Below are 26740 nucleotides of genomic sequence, written 5' to 3' on the forward strand. Positions count from 1 at the left end.
TCCGTGACCACCAGTGCTCTGCCCGCCCTCAGTGACATTCCGGACGGAGTCGTGCCCGGCGTGCTGCGGATCGAGAACTCCGATCGCGACGCCACCACCCCGATCATCCTGGACATGCTCCGCTCGGTGTATCCCCACGACCAGATCTTCGGCGACTTCTGCCCGGTGCAGGGCTATATCGACGCCCCGCCCCGGGACCTGTACGAGTACCTCGCCGACACCCGATGCCTGGAGGAGTGGACCTACAGCCTGCGCGGATTCACCGAGACCGAGGAACCCGGACTGTGGGAGTCCTACGACCGGCTGGGCGACAGCACCCGGATCTACACCCGCACGGTGGCCAATCCCGAGGCCATGACCGTGGACTACCACTGCGCCTGGGATCAGCGCGAGCACCTGTGGATGGTCTATCTGATGCGGGTGGTCGACGCCCAGGTGGTGTTCGACAAGCCGGGCTCGGTGGTGTTGTGGACGAACTGCCATCACCCGTTCTACGACAAGAACCCCTACAAGGACACCGCGCCGGACAAGCGCAAGGTGTGGGTGGGCGACTTCTGGGAGATGTTCTCCGCCGGGCACCAATTGGAGCTCGACAACCTCCGGGTCATCGCGGAGTACCGGGCCTCGCACGGACTGCCCATCAAGCCCGCCTGGATGAAGTGAGGATGCGCCATGGACTTCACCGATCCCGCCCTGCGGATGCCGCCGGCGGTCAGTCTGGTCGACGTCGCCGGGTACCTGCCCGGTGATCCGGTCGGCACCGAGTACTTCACGCAGTTCTCGCGCTCGGACCGGATGGCCAAGAACGTCATGTTCCGCGCTCCCCGCGGTCGCCACCACGTGAGCCGTGACGAGACCGCCGTGGACATGGTCGAGCAGGCTGTCGCCCCGCTCATCGAACGCCATGGCGCACAGGAGATCTCGAACGTCGACGTGCTGCTCACCCACACCCAGCTGCCCGACAATCCGGTGCTGGGGGCGGGGCCGGAGGTGGCGCGGCGGCTGAACATGAAGCCGCGCTGGGTCTTCGACATCCACAACGGCGGCTGTGCGGCGTTCGTGCACATGATGTGGACCGCCCGCATGATCCTGCAGACCACCGACGCCCGCACCGCGCTCATCGCCTGCACCCAGAACTGCGCGGGCCCGGTGTTCACCCAGCCCGATATCCGCGGGCTCGCGCAGGCCCCCGTCCCCGGCGACGGCTGCGGGGTCGGGCTGCTGGTGAAGGACAGCTCCGCGCCCATTCTCGACATCGAATGCCGGACCTATCCCGAGTTCGCGGGCGATATGGAATTCAGTACCAACGGCGACCGCAAGTACTGGGAGCCGGGCGAGGGCCAGGGCTGCGTCAGCTTCACCGAATCCAAAGTGGCCAAGGTGATGACGCGCGGCAATCGGCTGGTGCCGGAGGTCGCGCAGGCGGTGTGCAAGCGGATCGGCGTGAAGTCCAGCGATCTCGACACCTTCGTCACCAACCAGCCCAACCGGCTGTTCCTGCGCAACTGGAACGAGGCCATGGAACTGCCGCCCGAACGCCATCCCGACACCTTCGACAGCTGCGGAAACCTGTTCGCCGCGGGCATTCCGGTGACCCTCGACGCCGAGAACCGGGCGGGACGGCTACGCAACGGATCGGTGGTGCTGATGGCCGCCTTCGCGCACGCGGGCGACTTCGCGGGGGCCGCCGCCGTGCGCTGGGGAGCCGCCCGATGACGCGCCCGGTGCCGTGGCCGACGGGCTTGCGCGGCGACTCGGGCGCCGTCCGCTTCGACCTGAGCCTGAGCGAGAATCCCTTTCCGCCACTGCCTTCCGTCATCGCCGCGATCGACACCAGTCTCGGCGGGGCCAATCGGTACCCGGAATTCCTGCCGCAGCGGCTACCCCGGCTGATCGGCGAGCATCTCGGGGTGGACGCCGACCGGATCGTGGTGGGGGCGGGCGCGACCGGGGTCGCCATGCAGATCATGCAGACCCTCCCCCGTCGCGGTTCCGAATTCGTCTACGCCACACCGACCTTCGACGGCTATCCGATCATGGCGAACATGGTGGGACTGCGGCCGGTGGCGGTGCCGCTGGACGCCAACGGCCGTCAGGACCTGTGGGGCATGGCGAGAGCGGTCGGCGACCGCACCGGGCTGATCGCGGTGTGCCGCCCGCACAATCCGACCGGCACCGTGGTCGGGGCCAGCGAGCTGAAGGCGTTCCTGTGCTCGATCCCGGCCCGGGTGCCGGTGATCCTCGACGAGGCGTACGTCGAATTCCTCGGCGCGGCCGACGCGATGGACCCCCTCGAACTTATCCACAGGCATCCCAATGTGCTGGTCCTGCGCACTTTCTCCAAGGCGTACGGGCTGGCCGGGCTGCGGATCGGCTACGCCTTCGGCGCGCCGGAGCCGGTGCGGCGGGTGCGGCGGCTGCAACTGCCGTTCGGGGTGCCCGGCCCGGCGGTGGCGGCGGTGCGGGCCTCCTATGCCGCGGAAGCCGAACTGGGCGAACGGATTCTGCGCATCACGACCGAACGCGAGCTGCTCCGGATCGACCTGCGCCGCGCGGGCATCCGGGTGCCGCGCTCGAGCGCCAACTTCCTGTACCTGCCCGGTCGCGACGTCGCGCCCGCGCTGGCCCGTGCCGGGATCGCGGCCAAGTGCTACCCGGACGGCAGCGCCCGCATCGCGGTGGGCGACCCGGGCGCGCACCGCGCCGTCCTGCACGCCCTGGCCGACCGGCCCGCCGCCGGTCTGCGGCGCGCGCTGCGGCGGGAGGACAGCCGGCTGCTCTCGCTCACGGCGCGGTACGAGCCCAGCGTCCTGCGAGAGCGGCACAGGTGATCAGCTGAATCTGGTGGAACATCATGAGCGGCAGCACGACCAGGCCCACCGAGTGACCGGCGAACAGCACCGTCGCCATGGGCAGCCCGGTGGCCAGGCTCTTCTTGGAACCGCAGAACACCACCACGATCCGGTCGGCGCGATCGAACCGCACCGCCTCGCCGAGGAAACCGGTGGCCGCCAGCACGATCGCCAGGATCACGCAGCACACCACAGCCAGCCCCAGAATCCGCCACGGCGACATGGCGTGCCAGATGCCCTCCACCATGCCCGCGCTGAACGCGCTGTAGACCACCAGCAGAATGGACCCGCGATCCACCAGCTTGGTCGGCTCGGCGTAGCGGGACAGGAAGCCCTTCACCTTGGGCCGGATCAACTGGCCCACGAAGAACGGCACCAGCAGCTGCAGCACGATGTCCACCACCGCGGACGGGTCCACACTCGCCTGGCCGGTGGTGTTCATGAGCAGGATCACCAGCGCGGGGGTCAGGAACACGCCCAGCAGGTTCGACACCGTGGCGCTCACGATCGCGCCCGCCACATTGCCCTTGGCGATGGAGGTGAACGCGATCGAGGACTGCACCGTCGACGGCACCAGGCACAGGAACAGCACACCGGTGTAGAGGTCGGGGGTGAGGATGTGCGGCACCAGCACCCGCGCGGCCAGGCCGATCAGCGGGAACACGATGAACGTGCAGGCCAGCACCGTCAAGTGGAGTCGCCAGTGCTTGAGACCATCGATCGCCTCGTGCGGCGCCAGGCGGGTGCCGTAGAGCAGGAACAGCAGCGCGATGGCTATCTTCGTCAGCCAGTTCACGACCTCGGCGGCATCGCCCCGGGCCGGGAGGATGCTGGCCAGGACGACCATGCCGAGGATCGACAGAATGAACCCATCGATGTAGAACTTGCTGAGAAATCGCACCGGATCAGGCTAATCACCGAAAGTTTCCGCGGATGACCACCCCGCGGTCGCTCGGATAACACGGCACCCGCGCAGCCGCGATACTGGAGTTGATCGACTGTCACGACGACTCCCGAGGGGAATCGCCATGGTCCATGGGACCGTCACGGCCGCGGCCGCGACCAACACCTGGGGGATATCCGGCCCGGCCTTCCTCTTGCTCTATGTCCTCGCCGGATTGCTGGCGATCGCCGCGGGATTCGCGATCCGGGCGAGCGTGCTGCGGCGGATCGACCCGGCCTGGCCGCCCGCGGGACCCCTGACGCCCAGTGAGACCGCCCTGCTCGTCGACGACCGGCGGCCGGTGCTGGCGGCGCTCGCACAGCTGCGCGGCCACGGGATCATCGATTCCAGCGGCAGACCGGTCCGGCCCTACAGCGCCGGCGAGGCCTCGGACCTGGATCAGATCTCCCGCACCCTGTGGGCGAGCCTGAGCCGGTCGGACCAGCTGAACATGACATCGATGCTGGTCGCGACCGCCGGCGTCACCGACCGGATGCGCAAGGATCTCAGCTACCGCGGCTATCTCTGCGGCGACCAGCAGCGAAAAGCGCTGCGGACGGCCCGGTTTCCGCTCTTCGCCGTGCTGCTGCTCGGACTGGCCCGGCTGATCGCCGGTGTGGCGAGCCATCATTCGGTGGGCTTCCTGGTGGTCGTCATGATCGTGCTGAGCGTCGTCACCGTCGTGGTGGGTCGCGCGCCGCGGCTGACCCGACGCGGCCGCGACACCATCGAGCACGCCCGCAACAGCAACCTGCATCTGCGACCCGCCAACGCGCCCGCCTACGCGGCGTACGGCGCCGGTAGCGCCGCCCTCGCGGTCGCGCTCTACGGCTCGCTCGTGTTGTGGACCCTGGACCCGGCGCTCGCCGGGGCCGCCGATCTCGCGGCCGGAGCCAGTGGCGGCGGAAGCAGTTCGTGCGGCAGCGGATCCAGCTGCGGCACCAGCGACAGCGGAGGTGGCAGCAGTTGCGGAAGTAGCAGCAGTTGCGGCAGCAGCTGCGGCGGAGGAGGCTGCGGCGGATGACCGGATCACCGCTTCCCGAGGGCGCGCTGGGCATCGGCTGGCGGCGCGAGATCTGCGGCATGGTCGCCGCGCTGGACGGTATCGGCTTCTGCGAGGTCATCGCGGAGACGTTGGCGCCGAGCGGTTCCGGGCGCCGGCGCGGGCGGAGCGCCGTGGTGCCGGAGGAACTCGCCGCGCTGGTGGCGCGCGGGATACCGGCTGTTCCACACGGTGTTTCACTGTCCCTGGGCGGCGCGGAAGCGGTGGACGACCGCCGGGTCGGGCATCTGGCCGACTGCGCGCGGGCCCTGGGTTCGCCGTTGGTGAGCGAGCACATCGCCTTCGTGCGCGCGGGCGGATTGGAAGCCGGTCACCTGCTGCCGGTGCCTCGCACCCGGGAGGCGCTGGATGCCTTGGAGCGCAATATCTTCCGTGCGAACCGGCAGCTGGACGTGCCGCTGGCGGTGGAGAACATCGCGGCGCTGTTCGAATGGCCGGACGCCGACTACACCGAGGCGGAATTCCTGCAGGAGCTGGTCGAGCGCACCGGCGTCTATCTGCTGCTCGATATCGCGAATGTCTATGCCAATGCCCGCAATACGTCACGTGACCCGCTGACCGAGCTGTTGCGACTGCCCGCCGAACGGGTCGCCTACTGCCACGTGGCGGGCGGCCACGAGTCGGACGGGCGCTACATCGACACGCACGTGCACAGCGTCCCCGCCGAGGTCCTGGACCTGGTGGCCGAGTTCGCCACCGGGCGATCGGTCCCGCTCATGCTGGAACGCGACGGAAACTACCCGCCCGCAACCGAACTCGCCGCCGAACTGAACGCCATCGCCACGGCTTCCGGCCGCGCTCCGATCACCCTGCGCCCGGAGGCGATTCCGGCATGACCATCGAATCGGAGCGCGCCGCGGGCACCCTCGCCGAACAGCAGGCCGCGATCGTGCGTGCCCTGGTCGCCGGGGACAGTCCGCCGCCCGGCTTCGACACCGGCGACCTGGCGGCCACCGCCCACGGCCTGCTGCACAAGCGGGCCGACGAGGTCGCGCGGCGCTTCCCGGGACTGGCCGTCGCCGCCGGACCCAACTTCCGCGCCCGGTATCTGGAGTGGGCGCGCACCCGGCCGAAGACCAGCACCCCCGAGGACGCGGCCGCCTTCGCCGCATCCGCCGGCCTGCCCGACCCGCGCCCGCGCCGCGGCCTGCGGGCGCGATTGCTCGGCCGCGGTCGGCGCTGACGCCGATCGGATCGGCAATGATGGATCGTGGTCTTCTTCCGGCGTGATCCGCGACACGGCTTCCGGCCCAATCCCGCACCGGCGGCCGGGACGGCCAGTCGGGTGCTGTTCCGATTCGGTGTGGCGCGGTGGGAATTCGTGCTGCGACAGACGATCCTCCAGCCGGGCGGCCGGACCGGTTGGCACTACCACGACGGAACCCTGTTCGTTCTGGTCACCGGTGGTGCACTCGACCATCCGCGGGCGGATTGCACGCCCGTCACGGTGCGGCCGTGGCGAGTCTTCCGGGAACCCAGCGGTGCCGCGCACGCGCATCTGGCGCGCAACAGCGGCGGGCGGCCCGTCATGCTGACCGTGTTCTACGTGAATCCGAAGGGCAGCCCGCTCTCGCGGGGCATTCCGACCCCGCCCTGCGCGGGCGAACCCTCGGCGAGCGATCCGGCGCACTGAGGCATGCTGGGTTCATGATCGAGGTCGTCACCGTCAGCACCGAGCGGGAACTCGCCGACGCCTACGCCGTGCGGTTGAAGGTCTTCGTCGCCGAGCAGGGCGTGCCGGAGGAGATCGAGATCGACGAGCTCGACGAGGTCGCCGATCATTTCCTGGGACTGCTGGACGGCCGGCCTGCGGGGGCCGGGCGGCTCATCGTGCGCGATGGGATCGGGATCCTCGGGCGGCTGGCCGTGCTGGCCGAGACCCGCGGCACCGGACTCGGCGCGGCCCTGGTCCGGGCCATCGAGGAGCGGGCGCGGGCCCGCGGACTGGTCGCGATCGAACTGCACTCGCAGACCCACGCCACCGGCTTCTACGAGAAGCTGGGCTACCGGCGGTTCGGGGAGATCGGCATGGACGCGGGCATCCCGCACATCTGGATGCGGCGCTCGCTCACCGACTGAGTCAGGCGGTCTCGCAGGTGTCGCGCAGCGAGCACCCGCCACAGGCGCTGCCGCACCCGCCGACCTTCTCCTCCGGGAACGCGTTCGCGATGGCCTTCTCCGCCGCCGCCGCGCCCGCACCCATGGTGAACAGCGCGATCACCAGGGCGACCGCCGCGAGCACCAGGGCCGGGACGCCCCCGGACACCAGCGCCACCGCGCCGCTCGCCGCGAGCAGCAGACCCGCGACGATGGAGGTCGGCCCCGCCACCTTGTTGGCCAGCTTGAAGGCCTCCTCGGTCTTCAGCGCCGCGTCGGAGTGCACCCCGAAATAGCGGTTGCCGGGCAGGGTGCCGGTGAGTCCGAGCACGCCCGTGACCACGGCCACAGCCGCGAGGACAAAGAGGATCAGCGCCACGACGAACACCCCGCCACGGTACCTGTCAGGCCGGTGGGGACCCGCCGCGGGCCTGCTCCGGACACCGGTGGCGGGAGCAGCCTCGACCCTTTTTGGGGCCCGAGGTACCGACGTTTTACCCTGGTGAGCGACCTTTATCGGGGATTGGCTGGACAAGCGAAGGCAGGACCGTGCAGGACACCCGTGCAACCGAAACACCCACCGCGACCGCGGCGGGGGGCGGCGACGTTCCCGCACACCGCTACAACGCCGACCTCGCCGGCCGCGTCGAACGCAAGTGGCAGCGCAACTGGGAGGAGCGCGGCACCTTCTTCGCGCCCAACCCGGTGGGCCCGCTGGCCGCCGGCGTTCCCGCCGACAAGCTGTTCATCCAGGACATGTTCCCGTACCCGTCTGGCGCGGGCCTGCACGTCGGGCACCCGCTGGGCTACATCGCCACCGACGTGTTCGCCCGCTACCACCGCATGCACGGCCGGAATGTGCTGCACGCGCTGGGTTATGACGCCTTCGGCCTGCCCGCCGAGCAGTACGCGGTGCAGACCGGCGCGCACCCGCGCGACACCACCATGTCGAATATCGCGACCATGCAGCGGCAGCTGGACCGGCTGGGCCTGGGCCACGACCGCCGCCGGTCGTTCGCGACCACCGACCCCGAGTACTACAAGTGGACGCAGTGGATCTTCCTGCGCATCTACAACGCCTGGTACGACGAGGGCCTGAACAAGGCGCGCCCGATCACCGAGCTGATCGCCGAATTCGATTCCGGCAAGCGGTCGCCCGCCGACGGCCGGGCCTGGGCCGACCTGTCCCCGGTCGAGCGCAACGCCGTGGTCGACTCCCATCGCCTGGTGTACCAGACCGATTCGATGGTCAACTGGTGCCCGGGCCTGGGCACCGTGCTGTCCAACGAGGAGGTCACCGCCGACGGCCGCTCCGAACGCGGCAACTTCCCGGTGTTCCGCAAGCGCCTGTGGCAGTGGATGATGCGCATCACCGCCTACTCCGATCGCCTGGTCGACGACCTGGACGAGCTGGACTGGCCGGAGAACGTGAAGTCCATGCAGCGCAACTGGATCGGCCGCTCGCGGGGCGCGCAGGTCAAGTTCGAGGCCGGCTCGGACATCATCGAGGTCTTCACCACCCGCCCCGACACCCTGTTCGGCGCCACCTACGTGGTGGTCGCGCCCGAGCACGAGCTGGTGGACCGGCTGACCGGCAACACCTGGCCGTCCGGCACCCAGGCCCGCTGGACCTTCGGCAATGCCGACACCCCGGCCGAAGCCGTTGCGGCGTACCGCAAGTCGATCGCCGCCAAGTCGGATCTGGAGCGCCAGGAGAACAAGGAGAAGACCGGCGTCTTCCTGGGCACCTACGCCACCAACCCGGTGAACGGCGCCCGCGTCCCGATCTTCATCGCCGACTATGTGCTGTCCGGCTACGGCACCGGCGCCATCATGGCCGTCCCCGGCCACGACCCGCGCGACTGGGAGTTCGCCACCGCCTTCGGCCTGCCCATCGTGGAAGTCGTGGCGGGCGGCGACATCTCGCAGGCCGCCTACTCCGGTGACGGCACCCTGGTGAACTCCGGATACCTGGACGGCCTGGACATCGACACCGCCAAGGCCAAGGTGATCACCCAGCTGGAGTCCGACGGCCACGGCAGGGGCACCGTCCAGTACAAGCTGCGCGACTGGCTGTTCGCCCGCCAGCGCTACTGGGGCGAGCCCTTCCCGATCGTCTACGACGAGGACGGCGCGCCGCACGCGCTGCCGGAATCCATGCTGCCGGTGACGCTGCCGGAGATGGACGACTTCGCGCCGGTCACCTTCGACGCGGACGACGCCGGCTCCGAGCCGTCCCCGCCGCTGGCCAAGGCCACCGAATGGGTGCACGTCGAGCTGGATCTGGGCGACGGCCCCAAGAAGTACCGCCGCGACACCAATGTCATGCCCAACTGGGCGGGCAGCTCCTGGTACCAGCTGCGCTACGCGGACCCGACCAACACCGAGGCCTTCTGCGCCCCCGAGAACGAGAAGTACTGGCTGGGCCCCCGGACCGCCGAGCACGGTCCGAAGGATCCGGGCGGCGTGGACCTGTACGTCGGCGGCGTGGAGCACGCGGTGCTGCATCTGCTGTACGCGCGCTTCTGGCAGAAGGTGCTGTTCGACCTGGGTGACGTGTCCGGCTTCGAGCCCTACCGCCGCCTGTTCAACCAGGGCTACATCCAGGGCTTCGCCTACACCGACGAGCGCGGTGCCTACGTGCCCGCCGCCGAGGTCGTGGAGCGGGACGGAAAGTTCTTCTGGACCAATGCCTCCGGCACCGAGGAGGGGGTGTTCCAGGAGTACGGCAAGATCGGCAAGTCGCTGAAGAACGCCATCTCCCCCGACGAGATGTGCGACCTGTACGGCGCGGACACCTTCCGCTTCTACGAGATGTCGATGGGTCCGCTGGACACCTCGCGCCCGTGGGCGACCAAGGACGTCGTCGGCGCGCACCGCTTCCTGCAGCGCGTGTGGCGACTGACCGTGGACGAGGAGACCGGCGCGCTGAAGGTCACCGACGCCGAGCCCTCGGCCGAGGCGCTGCGCCTGCTGCACAAGACCATCGCCGGAGTCGACGACGACTACGCCAACCTGCGCGACAACACCGCGGGCGCGAAGCTGATCGAGCTGACCAACTACCTGACCAAGAACTACGGGGACGGCGCTCCCCGCCGGCTGGTCGAGCCGCTGGTCTTGATGCTGGCCCCGATGTCCCCGCACGTGGCCGAGGAACTGTGGGAACGCCTGGGCCACCACACCGCCCTGGCCCACGGCCCCTTCCCGAAGGCGGATCCCGCACTGCTGGTGGAGGATTCGGTCGAGTACCCGATCCAGGTCAACGGCAAGGTCCGCAGCCGGATCAGCGTCCCTGCCGACGCCGATCAGGCCGCGGTCCAGGCTGCCGCCCTGGCCGACGAGAAGATCGCCGAGCTGCTGGGCGGCAAGCCGCCGCGCAAGATCATCGTCGTGCCCGGCCGCCTGGTGAACATCGTCGCCTGACCCGACTCCCGAACATTTCGGGCCCGCATGCGCAGTGCGCATGCGGGCCTGACTTTTTCGGGGGTTCGGGGGCGAAGCCCCTGAGAGCCTCCGAGAGTTGGAGCTACCGCGGCGGGATCAGAACGTCGTTGAGGGTGACCAGTTGCAGGTTGCGCTCACGGACGATGTCCATGAGCTGGTCGTAGATGTGGGTGACGGTCGGCCGGTTGGCGTGGCCGATGACGATGGACTGCGCCCGGAACCACTGGTGGGCGGCGTCGAGCAGCATGCCCTCGTTGATCACCGTATTGGTGTCGCTCAGGCTGCCGTACCACATGGTCGGGACGGTGTAGCCGCAGTCCGCGGCCACCGCGTCGACGCCGGCATTGTGCCTGCCGAAGGGCGGGCGGTAGTACGGCGTGGTGTCCACACCGTACTGATCCCAGAGGAAGTCCTTGCACCGGTTCAGCTGGTCGGCGATCGCGCCGCCGGACAGCCGGGTCAGGTCCGGATGGTCCCAGGTGTGGTTGCCGAGCTGGATCTGCCCGGAATCGACCATGGGGCGCAACGCATCCCGGTGATCGAGCCAGCCCGGGTAGTACGCGGTGACGAAGAAGGTGAGCCGCGCGCCGGTATTGCGCGCGAAATCGATGAATCCGCCGATGGTTTCGGAGCTGGCGCCGTCATCGATGGTGAGCGCCATATGGTTTCCGTCGCCGGGCAGCGCCTGGATGGTGCCCCGCCCGATCGGCGTCTTGGGCCCGAAATCCGGTGTCACCCCGGGCAATGGCGGCACGATCCCGGAAGACCCGGTATCGAAGGGGAATTCGGCGCGGGCCTCCCCCGCTCCCAGCAATCCGGCGACCCCACCCGCAGCCAGCAACGTCAACAGCCGACGTCTGTCCATCTCGACCTTCAATCACTCTTCCGAACGAAACTCCCGCGCCCCCCGGCGCAGCCGTCAGGCCGGTGACACCAGCACGTCGTTGAGCGTCACCAGCGAAAGGTTGCGCGCACGGATGATCTCGACCAGACGGTCGTAGCAGTGCGTCACGGCGGGGGCGTTGGCGTGGCCGATCACGATGGCCTGCGCGTTGAAGTACTTCTGCGCGCACTCGATCAGATAGTCCTCGGTGATGACACCGGAGTCGGACAGCGAGCCGTACCACATGGTGGGGACGGTGTAACCGAGATCGGCTGCCACCTTGTCGACGGTAGCATCGTGGCGGCCGAAGGGGGGCCGGAAATAGGGAGTCCCGTCCACGCCGAAGTTGTTGTGCAGGAAGGACTTCGTCTTGGTCAGCTGGGCGGCGATCTCGGTCGTGGACAGCTTGGTCAGGTCCGGGTGGTCCCAGGTGTGATTGCCCAGCTGGATCTGACCGGACTCCACCAGCGGCCGCAGGGCGGCCTTGTGGGTGGTCCACGAGTCGTAGTACGCGGTGACGAAGAAGGTGAAGCGAGCCCCGGTGTCCTTGGCGAACTTCACGTAGGCCCCGACCACCTCGGGGCTGGCGCCGTCGTCGACGGTGAGGGCCAGGCTGTTGCCGTGTCCGGGCAGCGCCGTGATCGTGCCCGCGGGAATCGCGGACTTCTGGGCGGCGGGCGGCCCGGCGATCGACTTCGGCGCCGCGGACGGCGTAGGCGTCGCGACGGGTCCACTGATCCGCGGGGTCACCTTCGGGGTGGGGCCCTCCGAAGAGCACCCGGTCAAGGCGGCCGCAGTGCCCGCGGCGAGCATCGCGAGCAGCTGTCGTCTGTCCATCGCGTTCGTTATATCCATAGGGCGTGAACCGGGCACGAATTCTGTGCGAAATGATCGCAATTCAGCGCGTAAATTCAGGTTCCTCTCAGCGGGCGATGGGACGCAGCACGATCTCGGTCGGATGGGCGTCGCGCGGGGTCTCCACGGCATTGCGGACCGCTCGCGCCACCGTCTCCGCGGTGAGGAACTCGTTCGGGTCGTAGTCGCGGCCCTCCCCCGCGATGATCTCGCGCTGCATGTCGGTGTCGATCCGCCCCGGATGCACCGAGGTCACCCGCAAGGCCGTTTCCTCCAGCCGCAGCGCGTCACCGAAGGCGCGCAAACCGAATTTGCTGGCCGCGTACACGCCCCAGCCCGGATTGGCCCGCAGGCCGGCGCCCGAATTGATCAGCACCACATGGCCATTGGCGGCGCGCAGCGCGGGCAGCAACAGTCTGGTCAACTCCGCGACCGCGATCAGGTTGGCTTCCAACGTATTCCGCCACTGCGCCACCGACGAATCGGCTATCGTTCCCAGGTCGGCGATCCCGGCATTGTGCACCAGGACATCCAGCCGTTCGATGCCGTCCACCGCGCGCGCCACCGCCGCGTAATCGGTGAGATCGACCGGCCATCCGGCGCTGCCGGGCAGCTCGCGCAGCACCGGTTCCAGGGCCTGCTGCGTGCGCGCGCCCAGCAATAATCGATGTGCCGGAGCCAGTTCCCGCGCAATCGCCGCCCCCAGCCCCCGGCTGGCCCCGGTGATCAACGCTGTCGGCCGGTCGGATTCGGGCCTCGCGGAATTCGCCATGTGATCACCGTAACCGGCCGCGCCGGTCCGGCGATGCTCCGGACGGGCACACCACCGCTAGCTGATTCATGAGAAGGCGAACGAAGTGCAATCTGGCGATCCGGAGTCGTCCACGGGCGACCCAGCGCAGTCCACTGTCCACGCGTCATCCACGATCCACCGAGCGTCGAGCCACACCGCCTCGCCCTATCGCGCATACCTACGGGTACCGGCGCAGAATAGGGCGATGACACACCCGGGATTCACGCCCACCCAGCTCGCGGCCCGCGCGGCCTACCTGCTGCGCGGCAACGACCTGGGCACCATGACCAGCGCCGCGCCCAAGCTGTATCCACACATGTGGAGTTGGGACGCGGCATTCGTAGCGGTCGGTCTGGCGCCGCTCAGCGTCGAACGCGCGGCCCTGGAACTGGACACCCTGTTGTCGGCGCAGTGGCGCAACGGGATGATCCCGCACATCGTCTTCGCCAATGGGGTGGACGGCTACTTCCCCGGGCCCGCCCGCTGGGAATGCCGCCGCCTCGCCGCCGACGCGCCCGACGGCCCCGACACGTCGGGAATCACCCAGCCCCCCGTGCATGCCATTGCGGTGCAACGGATTCTGGACCACTCGCGCCGGCACGGGCGCAGTACCCGTGCGGTCGCCGAGGACTTCCTGAACCGGCGCTGGCCCGACCTGATGCGCTGGCACCGCTGGCTGGCCTACGCGCGAGATCCCAAGCAGCACGGGCGAATCACGCTCTACCACGGCTGGGAATCCGGCATGGACAACTCGCCGCGCTGGGATCGCGCCTACGAGAACGTGATTCCCGGTCCGGACCTGCCGCCGTACCAGCGCGCCGACACCCAGGTGGTGGGCGATCCCACCCAGCGTCCCTCCGACCGCGAGTACGACCGGTACCTGTGGCTGGTCGAGCAGATGCGCCGCGCCGGGTACGACGACTACCAGCTGGCCTCCACCATGAGCTTCGCGGTCGAGGACGTATTCGTGACCGCCATCTTCGCGCTGGCCTGCGACGTGCTCGCCAATATCGGCGAGGACTACAAGCAGCCGCACGCGGACGTGCGCGAACTCTACGAGTGGGCCGACTACTTCCGCGCGGGCGTGATCGCCACCACCGACGCGCGCACCGGCGTGGCCCGGGACTTCGACGTGCGCGCGGACAAATGGATCGAGACCGAGACCCTCGCGAGCTTCGCGCCGCTGCTCAGCGGCGGACTCCCCCGCGACGCCGAACGGCGGCTGCTGCGGCTGTTCGAGGGCCCGCGCTGGTGCGGGCACCCCGATCTGCGCTACGCGCTGCCGCCGTCGACCTCCCCGGTGGCGCGGGACTTCCGGTCCCGCGAGTACTGGCGCGGGCCAGTGTGGCCGGTGATCAGCTGGCTGTTCTCCTGGGTGTTCGCCCGCCGCGGCTGGGCCGAGCGCTCGTTCATGCTGCGCGCGGAGGGACTGCGCCAGGCCAGTGACGGCAGCTTCGCCGAGTACTACGAGCCGTTCACCGGTGAGCCCCTGGGCAGCATGCAGCAGTCCTGGACCGCGGCGTCGGTGCTGGACTGGCTCGGCTGACCAACGCACGAATCGGCTAACGATTGGCGAATTAGACAGTCGCGCCTTCACCGCTCCGGCGGCGGTTCGGCCTAGCGTTTTCACGCATGACCGGACGCACACTGATGAAAGTGCTAACTGTCGCGGCTACAGGCATCCTCATGGCTACCCCCGCCGGGGTGGCTGCCGCCGATATCGAGGGCCCGGACGTGGCCTCATGGCAGCACCCCGGCGGCGGCAGCATCAACTGGTTCGGTGTGCGCGCCGCCGGATACTCGTTCGCCATGCTCAAGGCGACCGAGGGCCTCAACTACGTGAACCCGTACTTCGTGCAGGACAGCCTGTCCATGCGGGTGGCCGGCGTCGCGCGCGGCACCTACCACTTCGCGCGCCCGAACCTGCTCCCCGAGGCGCAGGCCGCGTTCTACTCGGCCCTGGTGCTGGGCCAGAACGGGCCCATGGACCTGCCGCCGGTGCTGGACCTCGAGGACTCCGGCGGTCTGCCCCCGGCCGCGCTCATCGACTGGACCCACCGCTACCTCAACACGGTCCGCGCCCTGACCGGCCGGATGCCGATCATCTACACCTATCCGCGCTTCTGGCAGACGGCCATGGCCGACTCCAACGAGTTCACCGCCTACCCGCTGTGGATCGCCGACTACCGCGGCAACGACCAGCCCGAGGTCCCGGGCGGCTGGCCGCACTGGACGTTCTGGCAGACCACCGACGCCGGCCGGATCCCCGGCATCGCCGCGGGCGTGGACATGAACATCTACAGCGGAGCCCAGGGCGACTTCGCCCGCTACGCGAACCTGCCCTTCGCGGGCAGCAGCTGACCGACCGAGAGCCGGTCACAGCACCTGGGACAGGAACTGGCGCAGCCGAGGGGTTTCCGCGTTCTCGAAGAGCGCCTCGGGTGTGCCGGTTTCCACCACCCGGCCGTGATCCATGAACACGACCTGGTCGGACACCGAACGCGCGAAGCTCATTTCGTGGGTGACCACGATCATCGACATGCCGCCGCTCGCCAGCTCCGACATGAGCGCGAGCACGCCCTTCACCAGCTCCGGATCCAGCGCCGAGGTGGCCTCGTCGAAGAACATGATGTCCGGCTTCATCGCCAGGGCCCGGGCGATGGCGACCCGCTGCTGCTGACCGCCGGACAGCGACGAGGGGCGCGCGTCCGCCTTCCCCGCCAGCCCGACCGCCTCCAGCTGCTGCAGAGCCAGCGTCCGCGCCTGTTCCTTGGACAGCCCGTGCAGTTTGCGCGGACCGAGCGCCACATTGTCGGCGACGGTCCGGTGCGGGAACAGGTTGAAGTGCTGGAACACCATCCCGATCCGCTGCCGCAGCCGGTCCGGGTTCTCACCCAGCACCGACGCGCCGTCCAGCAGGATGTCGCCGGAGTCGGGTTCGTGCAGCCGGTTCAGCACCCGCAGCAACGTCGACTTGCCGGACCCCGACGGCCCGATCACCGTGGTGGTCTTGCCCGCGTCCACGTGCACGTCCACGCCGCGCAGGATCTCGGTGCCGCCCAGCGTAAATCGCAGGCCGGTGCCGGTGAGGGAGGCACTCATGCTCCACGCCCTTCCGTGATGACGGCCTGTTCGACCGGTTCGGCGGGATCGCCGCCGGCGGGGCGGCCGTCGCGCATGCGCTTGTCGATGTAGTTGACCAGGTGCGTGAGCGGAACCGTCAGCAGCAGGTACACCAGGCCCGCGGCCACCAGCGGCGACAGATTCCCGGTCTGCGCGTTGAGATCCCGGCCCACCGCGAACAGTTCGCGCTGGGAGGCCAGCAGGCCCAGGAAGTAGATCAGCGAGGAGTCCTTGATCAACGCGATGAACTGGTTCATCAGCGCCGGCAGCACCCGGCGCACGCCCTGCGGGATCACGACCAGCGTCATGGCCTGCCGGTAGCCGAATCCGATGGCGCGGGCCGCCTCCAGCTGCCCGGCCTCCACCGACTGGATGCCGGACCGGAAGATCTCACCGATGTAGGCCGAGGCCAGCAGCGCCAGCGCCACCGCGCCCAGCCAGTACGGGTTGTTGCCGGTGATGCCCTTGACCACCGGTCCCACGCCCAGACCGATGAGCAGGATGATCACCACGGCGGGCAGGCCGCGGAAGATATCGGTGTAAACCCGTGCGGGCCAGCGCAGCCAGCGGGTGCGGGAGATCCCCGCCACCGCGAGCAGCATGCCGAGCACGGTGCCCAGCAGGCCCGAAACCAGCGCCAGGATCAAGGTATTGGGCAGACCCGTCTTGATCAGGTCCGGGAACGCCTTGCGATACAACGACCAATCGAAGAACGTGTCCTTCAGCTGCCGCAGCGTCGACTTCGGCTGCGCCGTGCCCGCACCGGACCGGTCGCCCGCGTGTTCGGCCGCGATCTTCGCGAAGTCCGGAAGCTGCGGTGCGGCCGCGGCTTTGGAGCCCGGCTTCCAGCCCGGCGGCAGTTCGCGCGGCACCCAGTTCTCGTACAGCTTCGCGTAGGTGCCGTCCGCGATCACCGCGTCCAGGCCCGCGTTGAGCGCGTCGGTGAGCGGCTGATGCCCCTTGCGCACCGCCCAGGCGGTGAAGTTGTTGACGCTGAACGTGTTCTGCGTGATCGAGGTCGGGTCGCCCGGCTTGATCGCGCCGATGGCCTGCTGCGAGGGCGCCACCCAGGCATCGATCTGCCCGGACTTCAGGTTCGCGTAGGCGGTGTTGTAGTCGGGGAACTTCACCGGATCCAGGTGCAGTTCGTTGACCACGTACTCGTCCTGCACGGTGCCCTGCACCACGCCGATCCGCTTGCCCCGGTTCAGGTCCCCGAAGCCGTGGATGGCGCTGCCGTTCGGCACCACCAGGGAGAAGTAGCCGAAGTCGTAGCCATTGGTGAAGTCGACCAGCTGCCGCCGCGCGTCGGTGGTGGTGATGCTGGACGAGCCGATGTCGAAGCGGCCGTTGGCGACCTGGGCCAGCAGGCCCGCGAACTCGGTGCCGGTGAACTCCACCTGCAGGCCGAGTTTCGCGCCGATCGCCTTCAGCAGCTCGTTGTCGAAGCCGGTGAACGTGCCCTTGGAGTTCACGCAGATGCTCGGCGGGGCGTCCGAGAGGGTTCCGACGCTCAGTTTGCCGGGCGTGAGCAGCCCCAGCTTGGTGACGTCGATCGTGTTCAGCGGCACCGTGGCAGGCGTCGTGAACCGGTCCGCGCTCCGGTTCTGCTGCCCCGCGGCCAGGTTGGTCGGCGCCGCGCTGGCCGCCGCCGGACCGGGCGGCGAACACAGATCACGGTCGTCGGCCGCCGCGCCGCCCACGCCGAGCGTGGCGACGCCGACCAGCCCTATCAGCAGGACACCCGCCAGGTGCCGCAAGGAAACCATGGCAAATCACCCTAGTGCCGGATGTTTGCCACTCCAGGTTTAGCCTCACGCCGATTCGGAAGAGTCACCCTCCGCGCCCGATCTACCCCTGATTGACGCGGTCGCGCCAGGCCACCGCCTCCTGGATCCGTGCGGTGTCGTAGTCGGGTCCGCCGGAGCTCACGGTGAACAGGGTCACGCCCGCCGCGTGATAGTCGCCGGCCTGGTCCAGGCCCGGCCAGGACACCGACTTCTCGATTGCCGCGGCGTCGGTGCCGACCTCGGCGCAGTGCTCGTCCAGGATGCCGGTCTTGCGCCGCAGCACGTCGAGGTCGGAGAAGCTGTGCCAGATGTCGGCGTACTGGGCGACCAGGCGCAGCGTCTTCCGCTCACCGCCGCCGCCGATCAGGATGGGGATATCGCGCACCGGCTGCGGATTCAGCTTGGCCAGCCGGTCGGTGATGCGGGCCATCGACTCCTTGAACAGCGCGAGACGGCTTCCGGCCGTGCCGAATTCGTACCCGTACTGGTCGTAGTCCTTCTCGAACCAGCCCGCGCCGACACCGAGCACGAGCCGCCCGTTGCTGATGTGGTCCACGGTGCGCGCCATATCGGCGAGCAGGTCCGGATTGCGGTAGCCGCCGCCGGTGACCAGCGCGCCGAGCTCCACCCGCTCGGTCTGCTCGGCGATCGCGCCCAGCATGGTCCAGCACTCGAAGTGCGCGCCCTCGGGATCGCCGTACAGCGGATAGAAGTGGTCCCAGTTGAAGACGATGTCCACCCCGATGTCCTCACATCGGCGCACCGCGTCCCGGATCAACCCGTAGTCGGGCGCGTGCTGCGGCTGAAGCTGGACTCCGATACGAACCGGTCGGCTCATGAATGCTCCTGGTCTCAGTGATCACTGCCGCCCATTCTGCCCTCGGCTACGCTCTGGGGCCGACCCTCGAACTCGGATCGTCCGGCACGTTCCTGCCGGTGAAGGGAAGTGTTAACCGTGGCAACGGTGACTTTCGACCAGGCCACCCGGCTGTACCCCGGCTCGGGCAAGCCCGCCGTCGACGCATTGAACCTGGAGATCGCCGACGGCGAGTTCCTGGTGCTCGTCGGCCCCTCGGGCTGCGGCAAATCCACCTCGCTGCGCATGCTCGCGGGGCTCGAGGAGGTGAGCGACGGCAGAATCCTGATCGGGGACAAGGACGTCACGCACGCCGAGCCCAAGGAACGCGATATCGCCATGGTGTTCCAGAACTACGCGCTGTACCCGCACATGAGCGTGGCCGAGAACATGGGCTTCGCGCTGAAGATGGCCAAGGTCTCCAAGGAAGAGCGGCAGCAGCGTGTGCTCGAGGCCGCCAAGCTGCTGGACCTGGAGCCCTACCTGGACCGCAAGCCCAAGGCCCTGTCCGGCGGTCAGCGCCAGCGTGTCGCCATGGGCCGCGCCATCGTGCGGTCCCCGCAGGTGTTCCTGATGGACGAGCCGCTGTCGAACCTGGACGCCAAGCTGCGCGTGCAGACCCGCACCCAGATCGCCCAGTTGCAGCGCCGGCTCGGCACCACCACCGTCTACGTCACCCACGACCAGGTCGAGGCCATGACCATGGGCGACCGGGTGGCGGTGCTCAAGGACGGGCTGCTGCAGCAGTGCGCGTCCCCGCGCGACCTGTACCGGGATCCGGCCAACCTGTTCGTCGCGGGCTTCATGGGCTCGCCCGCCATGAACCTGTTCACACTGCCGGTCGGCAACGGCTCGGTGACGCTGGGCGGCTGCCCGCTGCCGCTGCCGCGCTCGGTGGCGGCGGCCACCGGCGAGCGGGTCGTGGTCGGCGTCCGGCCCGAGCACCTGGACCTGGTCGGCACCGGAGCGGGCATCGCCATGGAGGTGGACGTGGTCGAGGAGCTGGGCTCCGACGCCTACATCTACGGCCGCACCTTCGGTGAGGGGGAATCGATTGTGGCGCGCGCGGATTGGCGCAACCCGCCGACCAAGGGCGCACAGCTCTCGCTGGTCGCGGACCCGGCGCACACCTACTTCTTCCACCCGGAGGACGGCAGCCGGCTGCACTGACCGGTCAGGTTCGCACCGACGGTTCAGGTTTCAGGAATGGCGGCGGGCTTTCCGCCGCCATTCGTCGTTCACCCGGATGCGCAGGTTCTCCAGCGGCACTTCGTTGCCGGAGGCGCTGCGCAGTTCGGCGCGGACCGGCTCGCCGCTGGAGTCCTCCAGACGTTCCAGCGGCGCGGGCCCGTCCTGCAGGTATTTGTCACCCCACTGCCAGAGCGCGACCACGGCGGGCAGCAGGTCCCGTCCCATCTGGGTGAGCACGTATTCGTTGCGGGTGCGCTTGCCCTCTTCCTGGTAGGGCCGTTTCGCCAGTAGTCCGGCATCGACGAGTTTGCGCAGGGCGCTGGAGGCCGCCGCGTCGGTGATCCCCACCCGCGCCGCAAAGCCGTCGAAGCGCGTGGTGCCGTAGTACGACTCCCGCAGGATGAGCACGGCCGAGCGGGTGCCGACGATGTCCATCGCTTTGGCGATCGAACACTCCTCGGGCTGCCACGAGCTCAGGTCGCTGAGTTTTCCCTCCAGTACTGCCGACATGGCGTACATCATACCTTGCTGACTTGCCCCCACTATGGCCAGCTCCTACCCTGGCTTTAGAGACATCTAGTTAGGTGTCACCTCGGAAGGGAACGTCAATGAGAGACGCAGTCATCGTCGAAGCCGTCCGCACTCCCATCGGCAAGGGCAAGGCCACCGGCGCCCTGCACGGCGTGCACCCCGCCGACCTGCTCGCGCACAGCCTGCGGGAAGTGGTGCGGCGCTCCGAGATCGATCCGGCGCTGATCGACGATGTGATCGGCGGCGTGGTCACCCAGGTCGGCGAACAGGGCTCCAACCTGACCCGCCGCGCCGCCCTGGCCGCCGGATATCCCGAATCGGTCCCGGCCACCACCGTGGACCGGCAGTGCGGCAGCAGCCAGCAGGCCATCCACTTCGCCGCCCAGGGCGTGATCGCGGGGGCCTACGACATCGTGGTGGCCGCGGGCGTGGAGTCCATGAGCCGGGTTCCCATGGGGGCCAACCTGATCGGAGCCGAGGACATCGCCGGGGTCGGCTTCGCCGAACGGTATCCCGAGGGCCTGGTACCGCAGGGCATCAGCGCCGAGCTCATCGCCGCCGAGTGGGGATTGACCCGCACCCAGCTCGACGAGTTCGCCCTGGCCAGCCACGAGAAGGCCGCCGCCGCAACCAAGAACGGGGCCTTCGAGGCCCAGCTGTCGCCCTTCAACGGACTGACCGAGGACGAGGGCATCCGCCTGGGCAGCACCCTCGAGACCCTGGCCGCGCTGCGCCCCGCGTATTACAGCGAGGAGATGGCGGCCCGCTTCCCGCAGATCGGGTGGAACATCACCGCCGCCAACGCCAGCCAGATCAACGACGGCAGCGCCGCCACCCTCATCATGACCAGCGAACGCGCCGCCCAGCTGGGCCTGCGCCCGCTGGCCCGGGTGCACAGCTTCGCCGTCGCGGGCGACGACCCGCTGCTCATGCTCACCGCGGTCATCCCCGCGACCCGGAAGGTGTTGCAGCGCTCCGGACTCGACCTCGCCGACATCGACCTGTTCGAGGTCAACGAGGCCTTCTCCTCCGTCGTCCTGGCCTGGGCCCGGGAAACCGGAGCCGACCTGTCCAAGGTCAATGTGAACGGCGGCGCCATCGCCCTCGGCCACCCGCTGGGCGCCTCCGGAGCCCGGCTGGCGACCACCCTCGTCCACGCCATGCACGACCGCGGCGCCCGCTACGGCCTGCAAACCATGTGCGAGGCGGGCGGTCTCGCCAACGCCACCATCTACGAACGCCTCTGAATCCGAACGCCGCCCCGCCAACCGCCGGGGCGGCGACTCACCCGAGCGCGGCGCACTCAGCTGATGGCCGTGGCCACCAGGACATGCCCCGCACCGCCCGCGACGAGGATCACCGGCAGCGCGACGGCCGTCCAGATCCACGCGCGACGACCGGTCATGGCCGCCACCGAGGCGAGCACCATGGCCCCCACCAGCGCCAGGAACATGCCGCCCCCGCCGATCAGCAAGCCCCACAGGGCCGAGGCGGGCGGGCGGATCACGATGCACTGCACGGAGAAGTCCCGCTTCGCGGTGCAGCGGTTGTGGACCAGGTCGAACAACTTCGCGAACAGGTCGTAGGCCCATCCGAAGGCCGCGATGACGCTGACCAGATAGAGTCCGGCCGTTACCGCGATGTCCCTGCGGTTCAAGGGTTTACGGTCCGATCCCGCTGCGGGCGAGTCGGATATCGCGACCGCCGACGGCGGCAACGGCGCGGGCATTGTCGCATCCTCCGACAGTCCCGGACCGCTCGCGACATGACTCTGCGCACCCGAAGTCCAAGGCTCGGGCGCGATCTCGGCGTGTATCGGCTGTGCGGGTCCGCCGGGAGGCGGCGGGGCGAAGTTCGGGCCGCCGCCTCGCAGCGACTGTTGCTGTGGCCCAGCTGAGCTCGCGGGCGGCTGGCCCGGCTGTCCGAAACCGGCGGGGGACCGAGGTGCGGCACCCGGAGCCTGCGGGGGCACCCGGGGTGGCGGGGGCTGGTTGCCGCCCTTCGGCAGGGTCGGCGCGGCCTGATCGACCTGGCCCGGGCGGGGTCCAGCGGGCGCCTGGGGTGGCGGCGGCGGGGGAGCCTGCCGTCCGGGGCCCGGCAGCGTCGGGCCTTCCGGTCCCGCCAGGTCGGACGGGCCGCCCGGGAACGGTCCGGCGGGCCCGGGCGGGTGCGGGCGCTGCGGCGGCATCGCGCGCGGCGGTCCGGCCGGCGGATTCCGGCGACCGTCCGGTCCGCCGAAACCCGCGGGCGGATGGTTGTCCGGCGCGGGGCGACGGGGCTCGTTGGGCGGGTTCATGATTGCGGTCTCCCCCGGGCGCAGGTCCACGAAGCCGAGAATGGCTTCATTTCGCATTGTCGCCGGGGGCGGGCCGCGCCGCCACCCTCGGGTCGCCGTGCGCGGTGGGTAGGGTGCCGGGAGTGAACGAGAGCGCGGTGGATTTCGAGTCGGCGGTGGTGTACGCGATTCCGATGCGAACCCGGTTCCGGGGGATCACCGTTCGCGAGGGAATGCTGATTCCCGGAGCCGCCGGGTGGGGCGAGTTCTGCGCGTTCCCGGAGTACGACGATCGCGAGGCGGCGTCGTGGCTGGCCACGGCGGTGGAGCAGGCCACGGTGGGATGGCCGGAGGCGGTGCGGGATCGGGTGCCGGTCAACTGCATCGTGCCGGCCGTCGGGCCCGAGCGGGCGCACGAGATCGTGACGGCGTCGGGGTGCCGGACCGCGAAGGTCAAGGTCGCCGACCATCCGGAATCGCTCGGTGAGGATCTGGAACGGGTGGCGGCGGTCCGCGACGCGCTCGGACCGGACGGAGCCGTGCGCGTCGACGCCAATGGCCTCTGGGACGTGGACACCGCGATCGACCGGATCGGGCGGATCGACCGGGCCGCAGGCGGTTTGGAATACGTCGAGCAGCCTTGCCGGACCATCGAGGAACTGGCCGCCGTGCGCAAGCGGGTGGAGGTCCGCATCGCCGCCGACGAGTCCATCCGACGCGCCGAGGACCCGCTGCGAGTGGCGGTGGCGGGCGCCGCTGATGTGGCGGTGCTGAAATGCACTCCGCTGGGCGGGGTGCGGCGCGCGCTCGAGGTCGCCGAGGCGGCCGGGCTGCCGTGCCTGGTGTCGTCGGCGCTGGAGACCAGCGTCGGACTGGCCGCGCAGATCGCGCTGGCCGGCGCCCTCCCCCACCTCGATTTCGCCTGCGGCCTCGACACTTTGTCACTGCTCACCGGCGATGTGGTCACCACACCGCTGCGGCCGGTCGACGGCTGGCTGGACGTGCCGCGCACTCCCCCGGCCCCGGATCCCGAACTCCTGGACCGGTACCGCCACCCCGACGCCGAACGCACCGAGTGGTGGCGTCAGCGCCTGGCCCGAGTCCGGAAAATGCTGCCCTAGCGCGCCGCTCAGGCGATCCGAACGCCGCACGAGTACATCGTGGTGCGCAACAGCAGTGCGGCTTCGGGCCCGATGACACCGTCCACCAACTCCACATACCGGGCGCAGAACGCGGGGCCGTGCGGCGCGGCCTCGGTCAGCTCCGGGTCCAGATGGTGCGCGAGCTCGTGCAGGATCACCAATTCGCGCAGCGCCCAGGCACTTCCACCGGCGTGCAGCGGCACCGCGAGCACGGCTCCGGCCGACTCGTAGTGCGCGGCCTTGGTCCCGGCCCGGGCGCGCACCGTCACCGGCACCCCCGCCCGATCCCACCGGGCACGCACCCAGTTCAGCGCCAACACCCGGTCCGCGTAGCTCTGCACCGATTCCACCGACCCGAACCGCCGCTCGACGGGCAGCGTCAGATGCGATCCGTGCACCTCGACCGTCCGCGTCCCGAATTCGTCGGCGCGGTCGAACATTCCGCGCACCAGCCCCTCGGCGTCGTACACCTGGGACCGCTGCGCATCCCGGACAGCCATGCGCGCGTTCGCTATTCGACCGAACCGCGCGGCAGCTGCCCGCGCGCGCCACCGAGTTCGGCGGCCCCGCCCAGTCGCGCGGCCTTGCCCGCCCGGTCCCCGGCCCGACGGGCGGCCGCCGAGTACCCGGCCGAGGCCTGCGGGCCCCGCCAGGTGCCGCGCGCTTCCGACGTGCGGGAGTAGTAGTCGGTGAGCGCGAGTTCCTTGTCCCGCAACGCGAGCGCGGTGCCCGTGGGCGCGGCTCCGGCGGCATCGGCCCGCACCGCTTCCTTCTCGACCTCCGCCTTCACCTCGCCGAGGCGGCGGCCGATCCGCGCGGCGAAGGCCATCTGGAAGTTCAGGCGGGCCGTCACCGCCGCAACCGGCACCTCCACCGGATGGTGGTAGACACGGCCGTATTTTCGTTCGACGACGACCTTCTGCGCGGTGGCCGTCTTGTACGCGCCCGACTTGATGTAGTGGTCGGAGGCCCGCACCATCTGCACCAGCAGGCTGGTGTACAGCGCCGAACAGGTGTCGATATCGGTGTCGAAACCGTAGGCGTACACCGTCGTCGAACTGCGGGCCACGTCACAGCGCACGTCATTGGCGGCGGCGATGGCCACGAACAGCTGAACATACGTGCGCAGACCACGTTTTCCGGGTTCCCCGATCGGGATCACCCGCTGCGTCGGCGTGGGGCGTCGTTCCCGGTTCGCGATATGCGCCCGCGCCACCGCCAGATCCACCGACGAGCCGGTCGCGAGCCGTTGCGCGGCCGCGAGGAAGGCCTCGGCTTCATGCTCGTTATCGGTCGATTCGGCCTGCCGCAGCAGCCCCCCGATCCGCGTGAGCATCTTGTCCTGTGAAGACATCGCGACCCAGCGTAGCGGTATCGGTGATCGCCGTGGTCACGCGCGATCGGACCAGGTACTCCCGGCACGGGGAACGGCCACCATGTATCTTCCCTTGTGCAACCGGCTGGGTGTGCCGCCGCTCACGTCTCGACCCTGGAGTATCCGCGATGGCTTTGAAGAAGGTGTCCTCTCTACGTTCGACGTTGGTGCCGCGTGCCGTGCTGGCCGTCACCTCGGCGGCGTTGCTGACCGCGACGTTCGCCAGCGGCTGCTCGAGCAGCTCCAGCGGCAACGGATCGATCGGTGAGAACCTCACCGGCCGTGGCCCGATCACCTATGTGGAGGGCAAGGACACCACCGAGACCGGTGCGGTGAAGCAGCTGGTCGAGCGCTGGAACGCCGCCCACCCGGACGAGAAGGTGACGTTCAAGGAGCAGTCCAACGACGCCTCCCAGCAGTACGACGACCTGAAGCAGCACATGCAGGCCAAGGCGTCGGACTACGACGTGGTCGCGCTGGACGTGCCGTGGACCGCGGAGTTCGCCGCCAAGGGCTGGATCCAGCCGCTGAAGGACTCCTTCCAGATCGACACCTCCACCCTGCTGTCGCCGCCGGTCGCCTCGGCCACCTACAACGGCACCCTGTACGCGGCGCCCCGCAACACCAACGGCGGCCTGCTGTTCTACCGCAAGGACCTGGCGCCGGAGCCGCCCAAGACCTGGGCCGAGATGATCTCCATGTGCCCGAAGGCCCGGGACGCCGGAATCGGTTGCTACGCAGGCCAGCTGGCCCCCTACGAGGGTCTGACGGTGAACACCGCCGAGGTCATCAACGCCTTCGGCGGCAGCTTCGTCGGCGCCGACGGCAAGACCCCGACCGTGAACAGCGCGCAGTCCAAGGCCGGTCTGCAGACCCTGGTCGACGCGTACAAGAACGGCGACATCCCGAAGGAGGGCATCTCCTTCAAGGAGCCGGAGTCGCAGAACGCCTTCGTCACCGGCAAGCTCATGTTCATGCGCGGCTGGCCGTCCACCTTCGGTGACGCCGGTTCCGACGCCTCCGCCGTGAAGGACAAGTTCAGCGTCGCCCCGCTGCCCGGCAAGGACGGCGTCGGCGCCTCCACCCTCGGTGGCTACAACGCCGCGATCAGCGCCTTCTCCAAGAACAAGGCCACCGCGCTGGACTTCCTGCGTTTCCTGATCAGCGAGGACGCCCAGCACATCGTGGCCTCCGGCGCGCTGCCGTCGGTCCGCGCCTCGGTCTACGACGACCCGGCGCTGATCGCCAAGATGCCGTATCTTCCCGCACTGAAGGAATCCATCGCCTCCGCGGTGCCGCGGCCGGTGACTCCCTTCTACCCCGCGGTGTCGAAGGCCATCCAGGACAACGCCTATGCTGCATTGACCGGAAACAAGTCGGTCGACGATGCCATCGCGGGCATGCAGAAGGGCATCGAGACCGCCGGATCGTAGGGCGTGCTCGACGGCGAAGCCCCGGAGAACGATCAAGGGCTGAGTCCCGTAGGAGAAGAGAACAGGTGTCACGTCCTTCGGGAGCGACCGATAT

The 26740-nt window shown here is 69.3% G+C and carries 27 protein-coding genes; 15 read left to right on the plus strand and 12 right to left on the minus strand.

The window, feature by feature from the left end; all coding sequences use genetic code 11:
• Positions 1 to 3: 3 nt before the first annotated feature.
• Genes ABZ382_RS33310 through ABZ382_RS33320 form a run of 3 tightly spaced genes read left to right on the plus strand, consistent with a single transcriptional unit; the run spans position 4 to position 2831 of the window.
• A complete protein-coding gene (locus ABZ382_RS33310; RefSeq protein ID WP_357097374.1) occupies positions 4 to 663 on the plus strand; it encodes an SRPBCC family protein in 660 nt (219 codons plus the stop codon).
• Between the two features lie 9 nt (positions 664 to 672).
• Positions 673 to 1716 (plus strand): 3-oxoacyl-[acyl-carrier-protein] synthase III C-terminal domain-containing protein, encoded by a 1044-nt coding sequence (locus ABZ382_RS33315; RefSeq protein ID WP_357097376.1) that lies wholly within the window; start codon positions 673 to 675, stop codon positions 1714 to 1716.
• Positions 1713 to 2831 (plus strand): aminotransferase class I/II-fold pyridoxal phosphate-dependent enzyme, encoded by a 1119-nt coding sequence (locus ABZ382_RS33320; protein WP_357097378.1) that lies wholly within the window; start codon positions 1713 to 1715, stop codon positions 2829 to 2831. Before ABZ382_RS33315 ends, ABZ382_RS33320 begins: the two co-directional genes overlap by 4 nt.
• On the opposite strand, the gene ABZ382_RS33325 is transcribed toward ABZ382_RS33320, so the two are convergent.
• Positions 2785 to 3753 carry a bile acid:sodium symporter family protein gene (locus ABZ382_RS33325; protein WP_357097380.1) on the minus strand — a complete coding sequence of 323 codons (969 nt, stop codon included), beginning with the start codon at positions 3751 to 3753 and terminating at the stop codon, positions 2785 to 2787. The genes ABZ382_RS33320 and ABZ382_RS33325 overlap by 47 nt on opposite strands.
• A gap of 127 nt (positions 3754 to 3880) precedes the next feature.
• Here ABZ382_RS33325 and ABZ382_RS33330 point away from each other — a divergent pair, with 127 nt between their 5' ends.
• The 5 genes from ABZ382_RS33330 to ABZ382_RS33350 are packed head-to-tail and all read left to right on the plus strand — an operon-like array spanning position 3881 to position 6937.
• Entirely contained in the window at positions 3881 to 4819 is a 939-nt protein-coding gene (locus ABZ382_RS33330; RefSeq protein WP_357097382.1) for a TIGR04222 domain-containing membrane protein, read from the plus strand.
• Entirely contained in the window at positions 4816 to 5694 is an 879-nt protein-coding gene (locus ABZ382_RS33335) for a DUF692 domain-containing protein (protein ID WP_357097384.1), read from the plus strand. The genes ABZ382_RS33330 and ABZ382_RS33335 overlap by 4 nt, the downstream gene beginning before the upstream one ends.
• Entirely contained in the window at positions 5691 to 6041 is a 351-nt protein-coding gene (locus tag ABZ382_RS33340; protein WP_357097386.1) for a hypothetical protein, read from the plus strand. Before ABZ382_RS33335 ends, ABZ382_RS33340 begins: the two co-directional genes overlap by 4 nt.
• Before the next feature lie 27 nt (positions 6042 to 6068).
• On the plus strand, positions 6069 to 6491 hold the full coding sequence (locus ABZ382_RS33345; protein ID WP_357097387.1) for a hypothetical protein: 423 nt from the start codon (positions 6069 to 6071) through the stop codon (positions 6489 to 6491).
• A 14-nt stretch (positions 6492 to 6505) separates the two neighbouring features.
• Positions 6506 to 6937, plus strand: a complete 432-nt coding sequence (locus ABZ382_RS33350) for a GNAT family N-acetyltransferase (RefSeq protein ID WP_357097389.1) — start codon at positions 6506 to 6508, stop codon at positions 6935 to 6937.
• A 1-nt stretch (position 6938) separates the two neighbouring features.
• On the opposite strand, the gene ABZ382_RS33355 is transcribed toward ABZ382_RS33350, so the two are convergent.
• The gene (locus ABZ382_RS33355; protein WP_357097391.1) at positions 6939 to 7343 is read right to left on the minus strand and encodes an SdpI family protein; all 405 of its coding nucleotides are present in this window, start codon (positions 7341 to 7343) and stop codon (positions 6939 to 6941) included.
• Positions 7344 to 7504: 161 nt separating this feature from the next.
• On the opposite strand from ABZ382_RS33355, the gene leuS reads away from it, so the two are divergent.
• Positions 7505 to 10378: a leucine--tRNA ligase gene (leuS, locus tag ABZ382_RS33360; RefSeq protein WP_357097393.1), complete on the plus strand. Its 2874-nt coding sequence runs from the start codon at positions 7505 to 7507 to the stop codon at positions 10376 to 10378.
• 103 nt (positions 10379 to 10481) lie between these two features.
• Here the strand turns inward: leuS and ABZ382_RS33365 are convergent, their stop codons facing one another.
• The 3 genes from ABZ382_RS33365 to ABZ382_RS33375 form a co-directional block, all read right to left on the minus strand.
• Complete coding sequence (locus ABZ382_RS33365) at positions 10482 to 11264, minus strand: polysaccharide deacetylase family protein (RefSeq protein ID WP_357097395.1); 783 nt, start codon at positions 11262 to 11264, stop codon at positions 10482 to 10484.
• 54 nt (positions 11265 to 11318) lie between these two features.
• Positions 11319 to 12119 (minus strand): polysaccharide deacetylase family protein, encoded by an 801-nt coding sequence (locus tag ABZ382_RS33370; RefSeq protein ID WP_357097397.1) that lies wholly within the window; start codon positions 12117 to 12119, stop codon positions 11319 to 11321.
• Between the two features lie 85 nt (positions 12120 to 12204).
• A complete protein-coding gene (locus tag ABZ382_RS33375; RefSeq protein ID WP_357097399.1) occupies positions 12205 to 12909 on the minus strand; it encodes an SDR family oxidoreductase in 705 nt (234 codons plus the stop codon).
• A 226-nt stretch (positions 12910 to 13135) separates the two neighbouring features.
• Here ABZ382_RS33375 and ABZ382_RS33380 point away from each other — a divergent pair, with 226 nt between their 5' ends.
• Positions 13136 to 14476 (plus strand): glycogen debranching protein, encoded by a 1341-nt coding sequence (locus ABZ382_RS33380; RefSeq protein ID WP_357097401.1) that lies wholly within the window; start codon positions 13136 to 13138, stop codon positions 14474 to 14476.
• Between the two features lie 140 nt (positions 14477 to 14616).
• Positions 14617 to 15291 (plus strand): glycoside hydrolase family 25 protein, encoded by a 675-nt coding sequence (locus ABZ382_RS33385; protein ID WP_357097403.1) that lies wholly within the window; start codon positions 14617 to 14619, stop codon positions 15289 to 15291.
• 15 nt (positions 15292 to 15306) lie between these two features.
• Here ABZ382_RS33385 and ABZ382_RS33390 read toward each other — a convergent pair whose 3' ends face one another.
• The 3 genes from ABZ382_RS33390 to ABZ382_RS33400 form a co-directional block, all read right to left on the minus strand.
• Positions 15307 to 16032: an amino acid ABC transporter ATP-binding protein gene (locus ABZ382_RS33390; protein WP_357097405.1), complete on the minus strand. Its 726-nt coding sequence runs from the start codon at positions 16030 to 16032 to the stop codon at positions 15307 to 15309.
• Positions 16029 to 17822, minus strand: a complete 1794-nt coding sequence (locus tag ABZ382_RS33395) for an ABC transporter substrate-binding protein/permease (RefSeq protein ID WP_357097407.1) — start codon at positions 17820 to 17822, stop codon at positions 16029 to 16031. Before ABZ382_RS33395 ends, ABZ382_RS33390 begins: the two co-directional genes overlap by 4 nt.
• Positions 17823 to 17904: 82 nt before the next feature.
• Complete coding sequence (locus tag ABZ382_RS33400) at positions 17905 to 18681, minus strand: LLM class F420-dependent oxidoreductase (RefSeq protein ID WP_357097409.1); 777 nt, start codon at positions 18679 to 18681, stop codon at positions 17905 to 17907.
• 117 nt (positions 18682 to 18798) lie between these two features.
• Here ABZ382_RS33400 and ugpC point away from each other — a divergent pair, with 117 nt between their 5' ends.
• On the plus strand, positions 18799 to 19869 hold the full coding sequence (ugpC, locus tag ABZ382_RS33405; protein WP_357097411.1) for a sn-glycerol-3-phosphate ABC transporter ATP-binding protein UgpC: 1071 nt from the start codon (positions 18799 to 18801) through the stop codon (positions 19867 to 19869).
• A gap of 30 nt (positions 19870 to 19899) precedes the next feature.
• Here ugpC and ABZ382_RS33410 read toward each other — a convergent pair whose 3' ends face one another.
• A complete protein-coding gene (locus ABZ382_RS33410; protein WP_357097413.1) occupies positions 19900 to 20400 on the minus strand; it encodes a helix-turn-helix domain-containing protein in 501 nt (166 codons plus the stop codon).
• Positions 20401 to 20498: 98 nt separating this feature from the next.
• Between ABZ382_RS33410 and ABZ382_RS33415 the strand changes: the two genes are divergently transcribed.
• Positions 20499 to 21668 carry a thiolase family protein gene (locus ABZ382_RS33415; RefSeq protein WP_357097415.1) on the plus strand — a complete coding sequence of 390 codons (1170 nt, stop codon included), beginning with the start codon at positions 20499 to 20501 and terminating at the stop codon, positions 21666 to 21668.
• A 56-nt stretch (positions 21669 to 21724) separates the two neighbouring features.
• On the opposite strand, the gene ABZ382_RS33420 is transcribed toward ABZ382_RS33415, so the two are convergent.
• Positions 21725 to 22078, minus strand: coding sequence for a hypothetical protein (locus tag ABZ382_RS33420; RefSeq protein ID WP_357097417.1), 354 nt, complete (start codon positions 22076 to 22078; stop codon positions 21725 to 21727).
• 761 nt (positions 22079 to 22839) lie between these two features.
• Here ABZ382_RS33420 and ABZ382_RS33425 point away from each other — a divergent pair.
• Positions 22840 to 23817, plus strand: coding sequence for an o-succinylbenzoate synthase (locus tag ABZ382_RS33425; protein WP_357097419.1), 978 nt, complete (start codon positions 22840 to 22842; stop codon positions 23815 to 23817).
• An 8-nt stretch (positions 23818 to 23825) separates the two neighbouring features.
• On the opposite strand, the gene ABZ382_RS33430 is transcribed toward ABZ382_RS33425, so the two are convergent.
• A complete protein-coding gene (locus ABZ382_RS33430; protein WP_357097420.1) occupies positions 23826 to 24338 on the minus strand; it encodes a TIGR04338 family metallohydrolase in 513 nt (170 codons plus the stop codon).
• Positions 24339 to 24349: 11 nt separating this feature from the next.
• Positions 24350 to 25192, minus strand: a complete 843-nt coding sequence (locus ABZ382_RS33435) for a DUF2786 domain-containing protein (protein WP_357097422.1) — start codon at positions 25190 to 25192, stop codon at positions 24350 to 24352.
• Between the two features lie 149 nt (positions 25193 to 25341).
• Between ABZ382_RS33435 and ABZ382_RS33440 the strand changes: the two genes are divergently transcribed.
• Positions 25342 to 26646 carry an ABC transporter substrate-binding protein gene (locus tag ABZ382_RS33440; RefSeq protein WP_357097424.1) on the plus strand — a complete coding sequence of 435 codons (1305 nt, stop codon included), beginning with the start codon at positions 25342 to 25344 and terminating at the stop codon, positions 26644 to 26646.
• Positions 26647 to 26740: the final 94 nt, after the last annotated feature.

The sequence above is a fragment of the Nocardia sp. NPDC005825 genome, assembly GCF_040630175.1.
Taxonomy (GTDB): Bacteria; Actinomycetota; Actinomycetes; order Mycobacteriales; family Mycobacteriaceae; genus Nocardia.

Excerpts from the sequence above, each read along its gene's own strand:
- ABZ382_RS33440 (WP_357097424.1), top strand. The coding sequence starts at position 25,342 with ATGGCTTTGAAGAAGGTGTCCTCTCTACGTTCGACGTTGGTGCCGCGT.
- ABZ382_RS33330 (WP_357097382.1), top strand. The coding sequence starts at position 3,881 with ATGGTCCATGGGACCGTCACGGCCGCGGCCGCGACCAACACCTGGGGG.
- ABZ382_RS33400 (WP_357097409.1), bottom strand. The coding sequence starts at position 18,681 with ATGAGCCGACCGGTTCGTATCGGAGTCCAGCTTCAGCCGCAGCACGCG.
- ABZ382_RS33430 (WP_357097420.1), bottom strand. The coding sequence starts at position 24,338 with ATGGCTGTCCGGGATGCGCAGCGGTCCCAGGTGTACGACGCCGAGGGG.
- ABZ382_RS33385 (WP_357097403.1), top strand. The coding sequence starts at position 14,617 with ATGGCTACCCCCGCCGGGGTGGCTGCCGCCGATATCGAGGGCCCGGAC.
- ABZ382_RS33380 (WP_357097401.1), top strand. The coding sequence starts at position 13,136 with ATGACACACCCGGGATTCACGCCCACCCAGCTCGCGGCCCGCGCGGCC.
- ABZ382_RS33410 (WP_357097413.1), bottom strand. The coding sequence starts at position 20,400 with ATGTCGGCAGTACTGGAGGGAAAACTCAGCGACCTGAGCTCGTGGCAG.
- ABZ382_RS33415 (WP_357097415.1), top strand. The coding sequence starts at position 20,499 with ATGAGAGACGCAGTCATCGTCGAAGCCGTCCGCACTCCCATCGGCAAG.
- ABZ382_RS33335 (WP_357097384.1), top strand. The coding sequence starts at position 4,816 with ATGACCGGATCACCGCTTCCCGAGGGCGCGCTGGGCATCGGCTGGCGG.
- ABZ382_RS33320 (WP_357097378.1), top strand. The coding sequence starts at position 1,713 with ATGACGCGCCCGGTGCCGTGGCCGACGGGCTTGCGCGGCGACTCGGGC.
- ABZ382_RS33375 (WP_357097399.1), bottom strand. The coding sequence starts at position 12,909 with ATGGCGAATTCCGCGAGGCCCGAATCCGACCGGCCGACAGCGTTGATC.
- ABZ382_RS33365 (WP_357097395.1), bottom strand. The coding sequence starts at position 11,264 with ATGGACAGACGTCGGCTGTTGACGTTGCTGGCTGCGGGTGGGGTCGCC.
- ABZ382_RS33435 (WP_357097422.1), bottom strand. The coding sequence starts at position 25,192 with ATGTCTTCACAGGACAAGATGCTCACGCGGATCGGGGGGCTGCTGCGG.
- ABZ382_RS33390 (WP_357097405.1), bottom strand. The coding sequence starts at position 16,032 with ATGAGTGCCTCCCTCACCGGCACCGGCCTGCGATTTACGCTGGGCGGC.
- ABZ382_RS33315 (WP_357097376.1), top strand. The coding sequence starts at position 673 with ATGGACTTCACCGATCCCGCCCTGCGGATGCCGCCGGCGGTCAGTCTG.
- ABZ382_RS33370 (WP_357097397.1), bottom strand. The coding sequence starts at position 12,119 with ATGGACAGACGACAGCTGCTCGCGATGCTCGCCGCGGGCACTGCGGCC.
- ABZ382_RS33340 (WP_357097386.1), top strand. The coding sequence starts at position 5,691 with ATGACCATCGAATCGGAGCGCGCCGCGGGCACCCTCGCCGAACAGCAG.
- ABZ382_RS33350 (WP_357097389.1), top strand. The coding sequence starts at position 6,506 with ATGATCGAGGTCGTCACCGTCAGCACCGAGCGGGAACTCGCCGACGCC.
- ABZ382_RS33395 (WP_357097407.1), bottom strand. The coding sequence starts at position 17,822 with ATGGTTTCCTTGCGGCACCTGGCGGGTGTCCTGCTGATAGGGCTGGTC.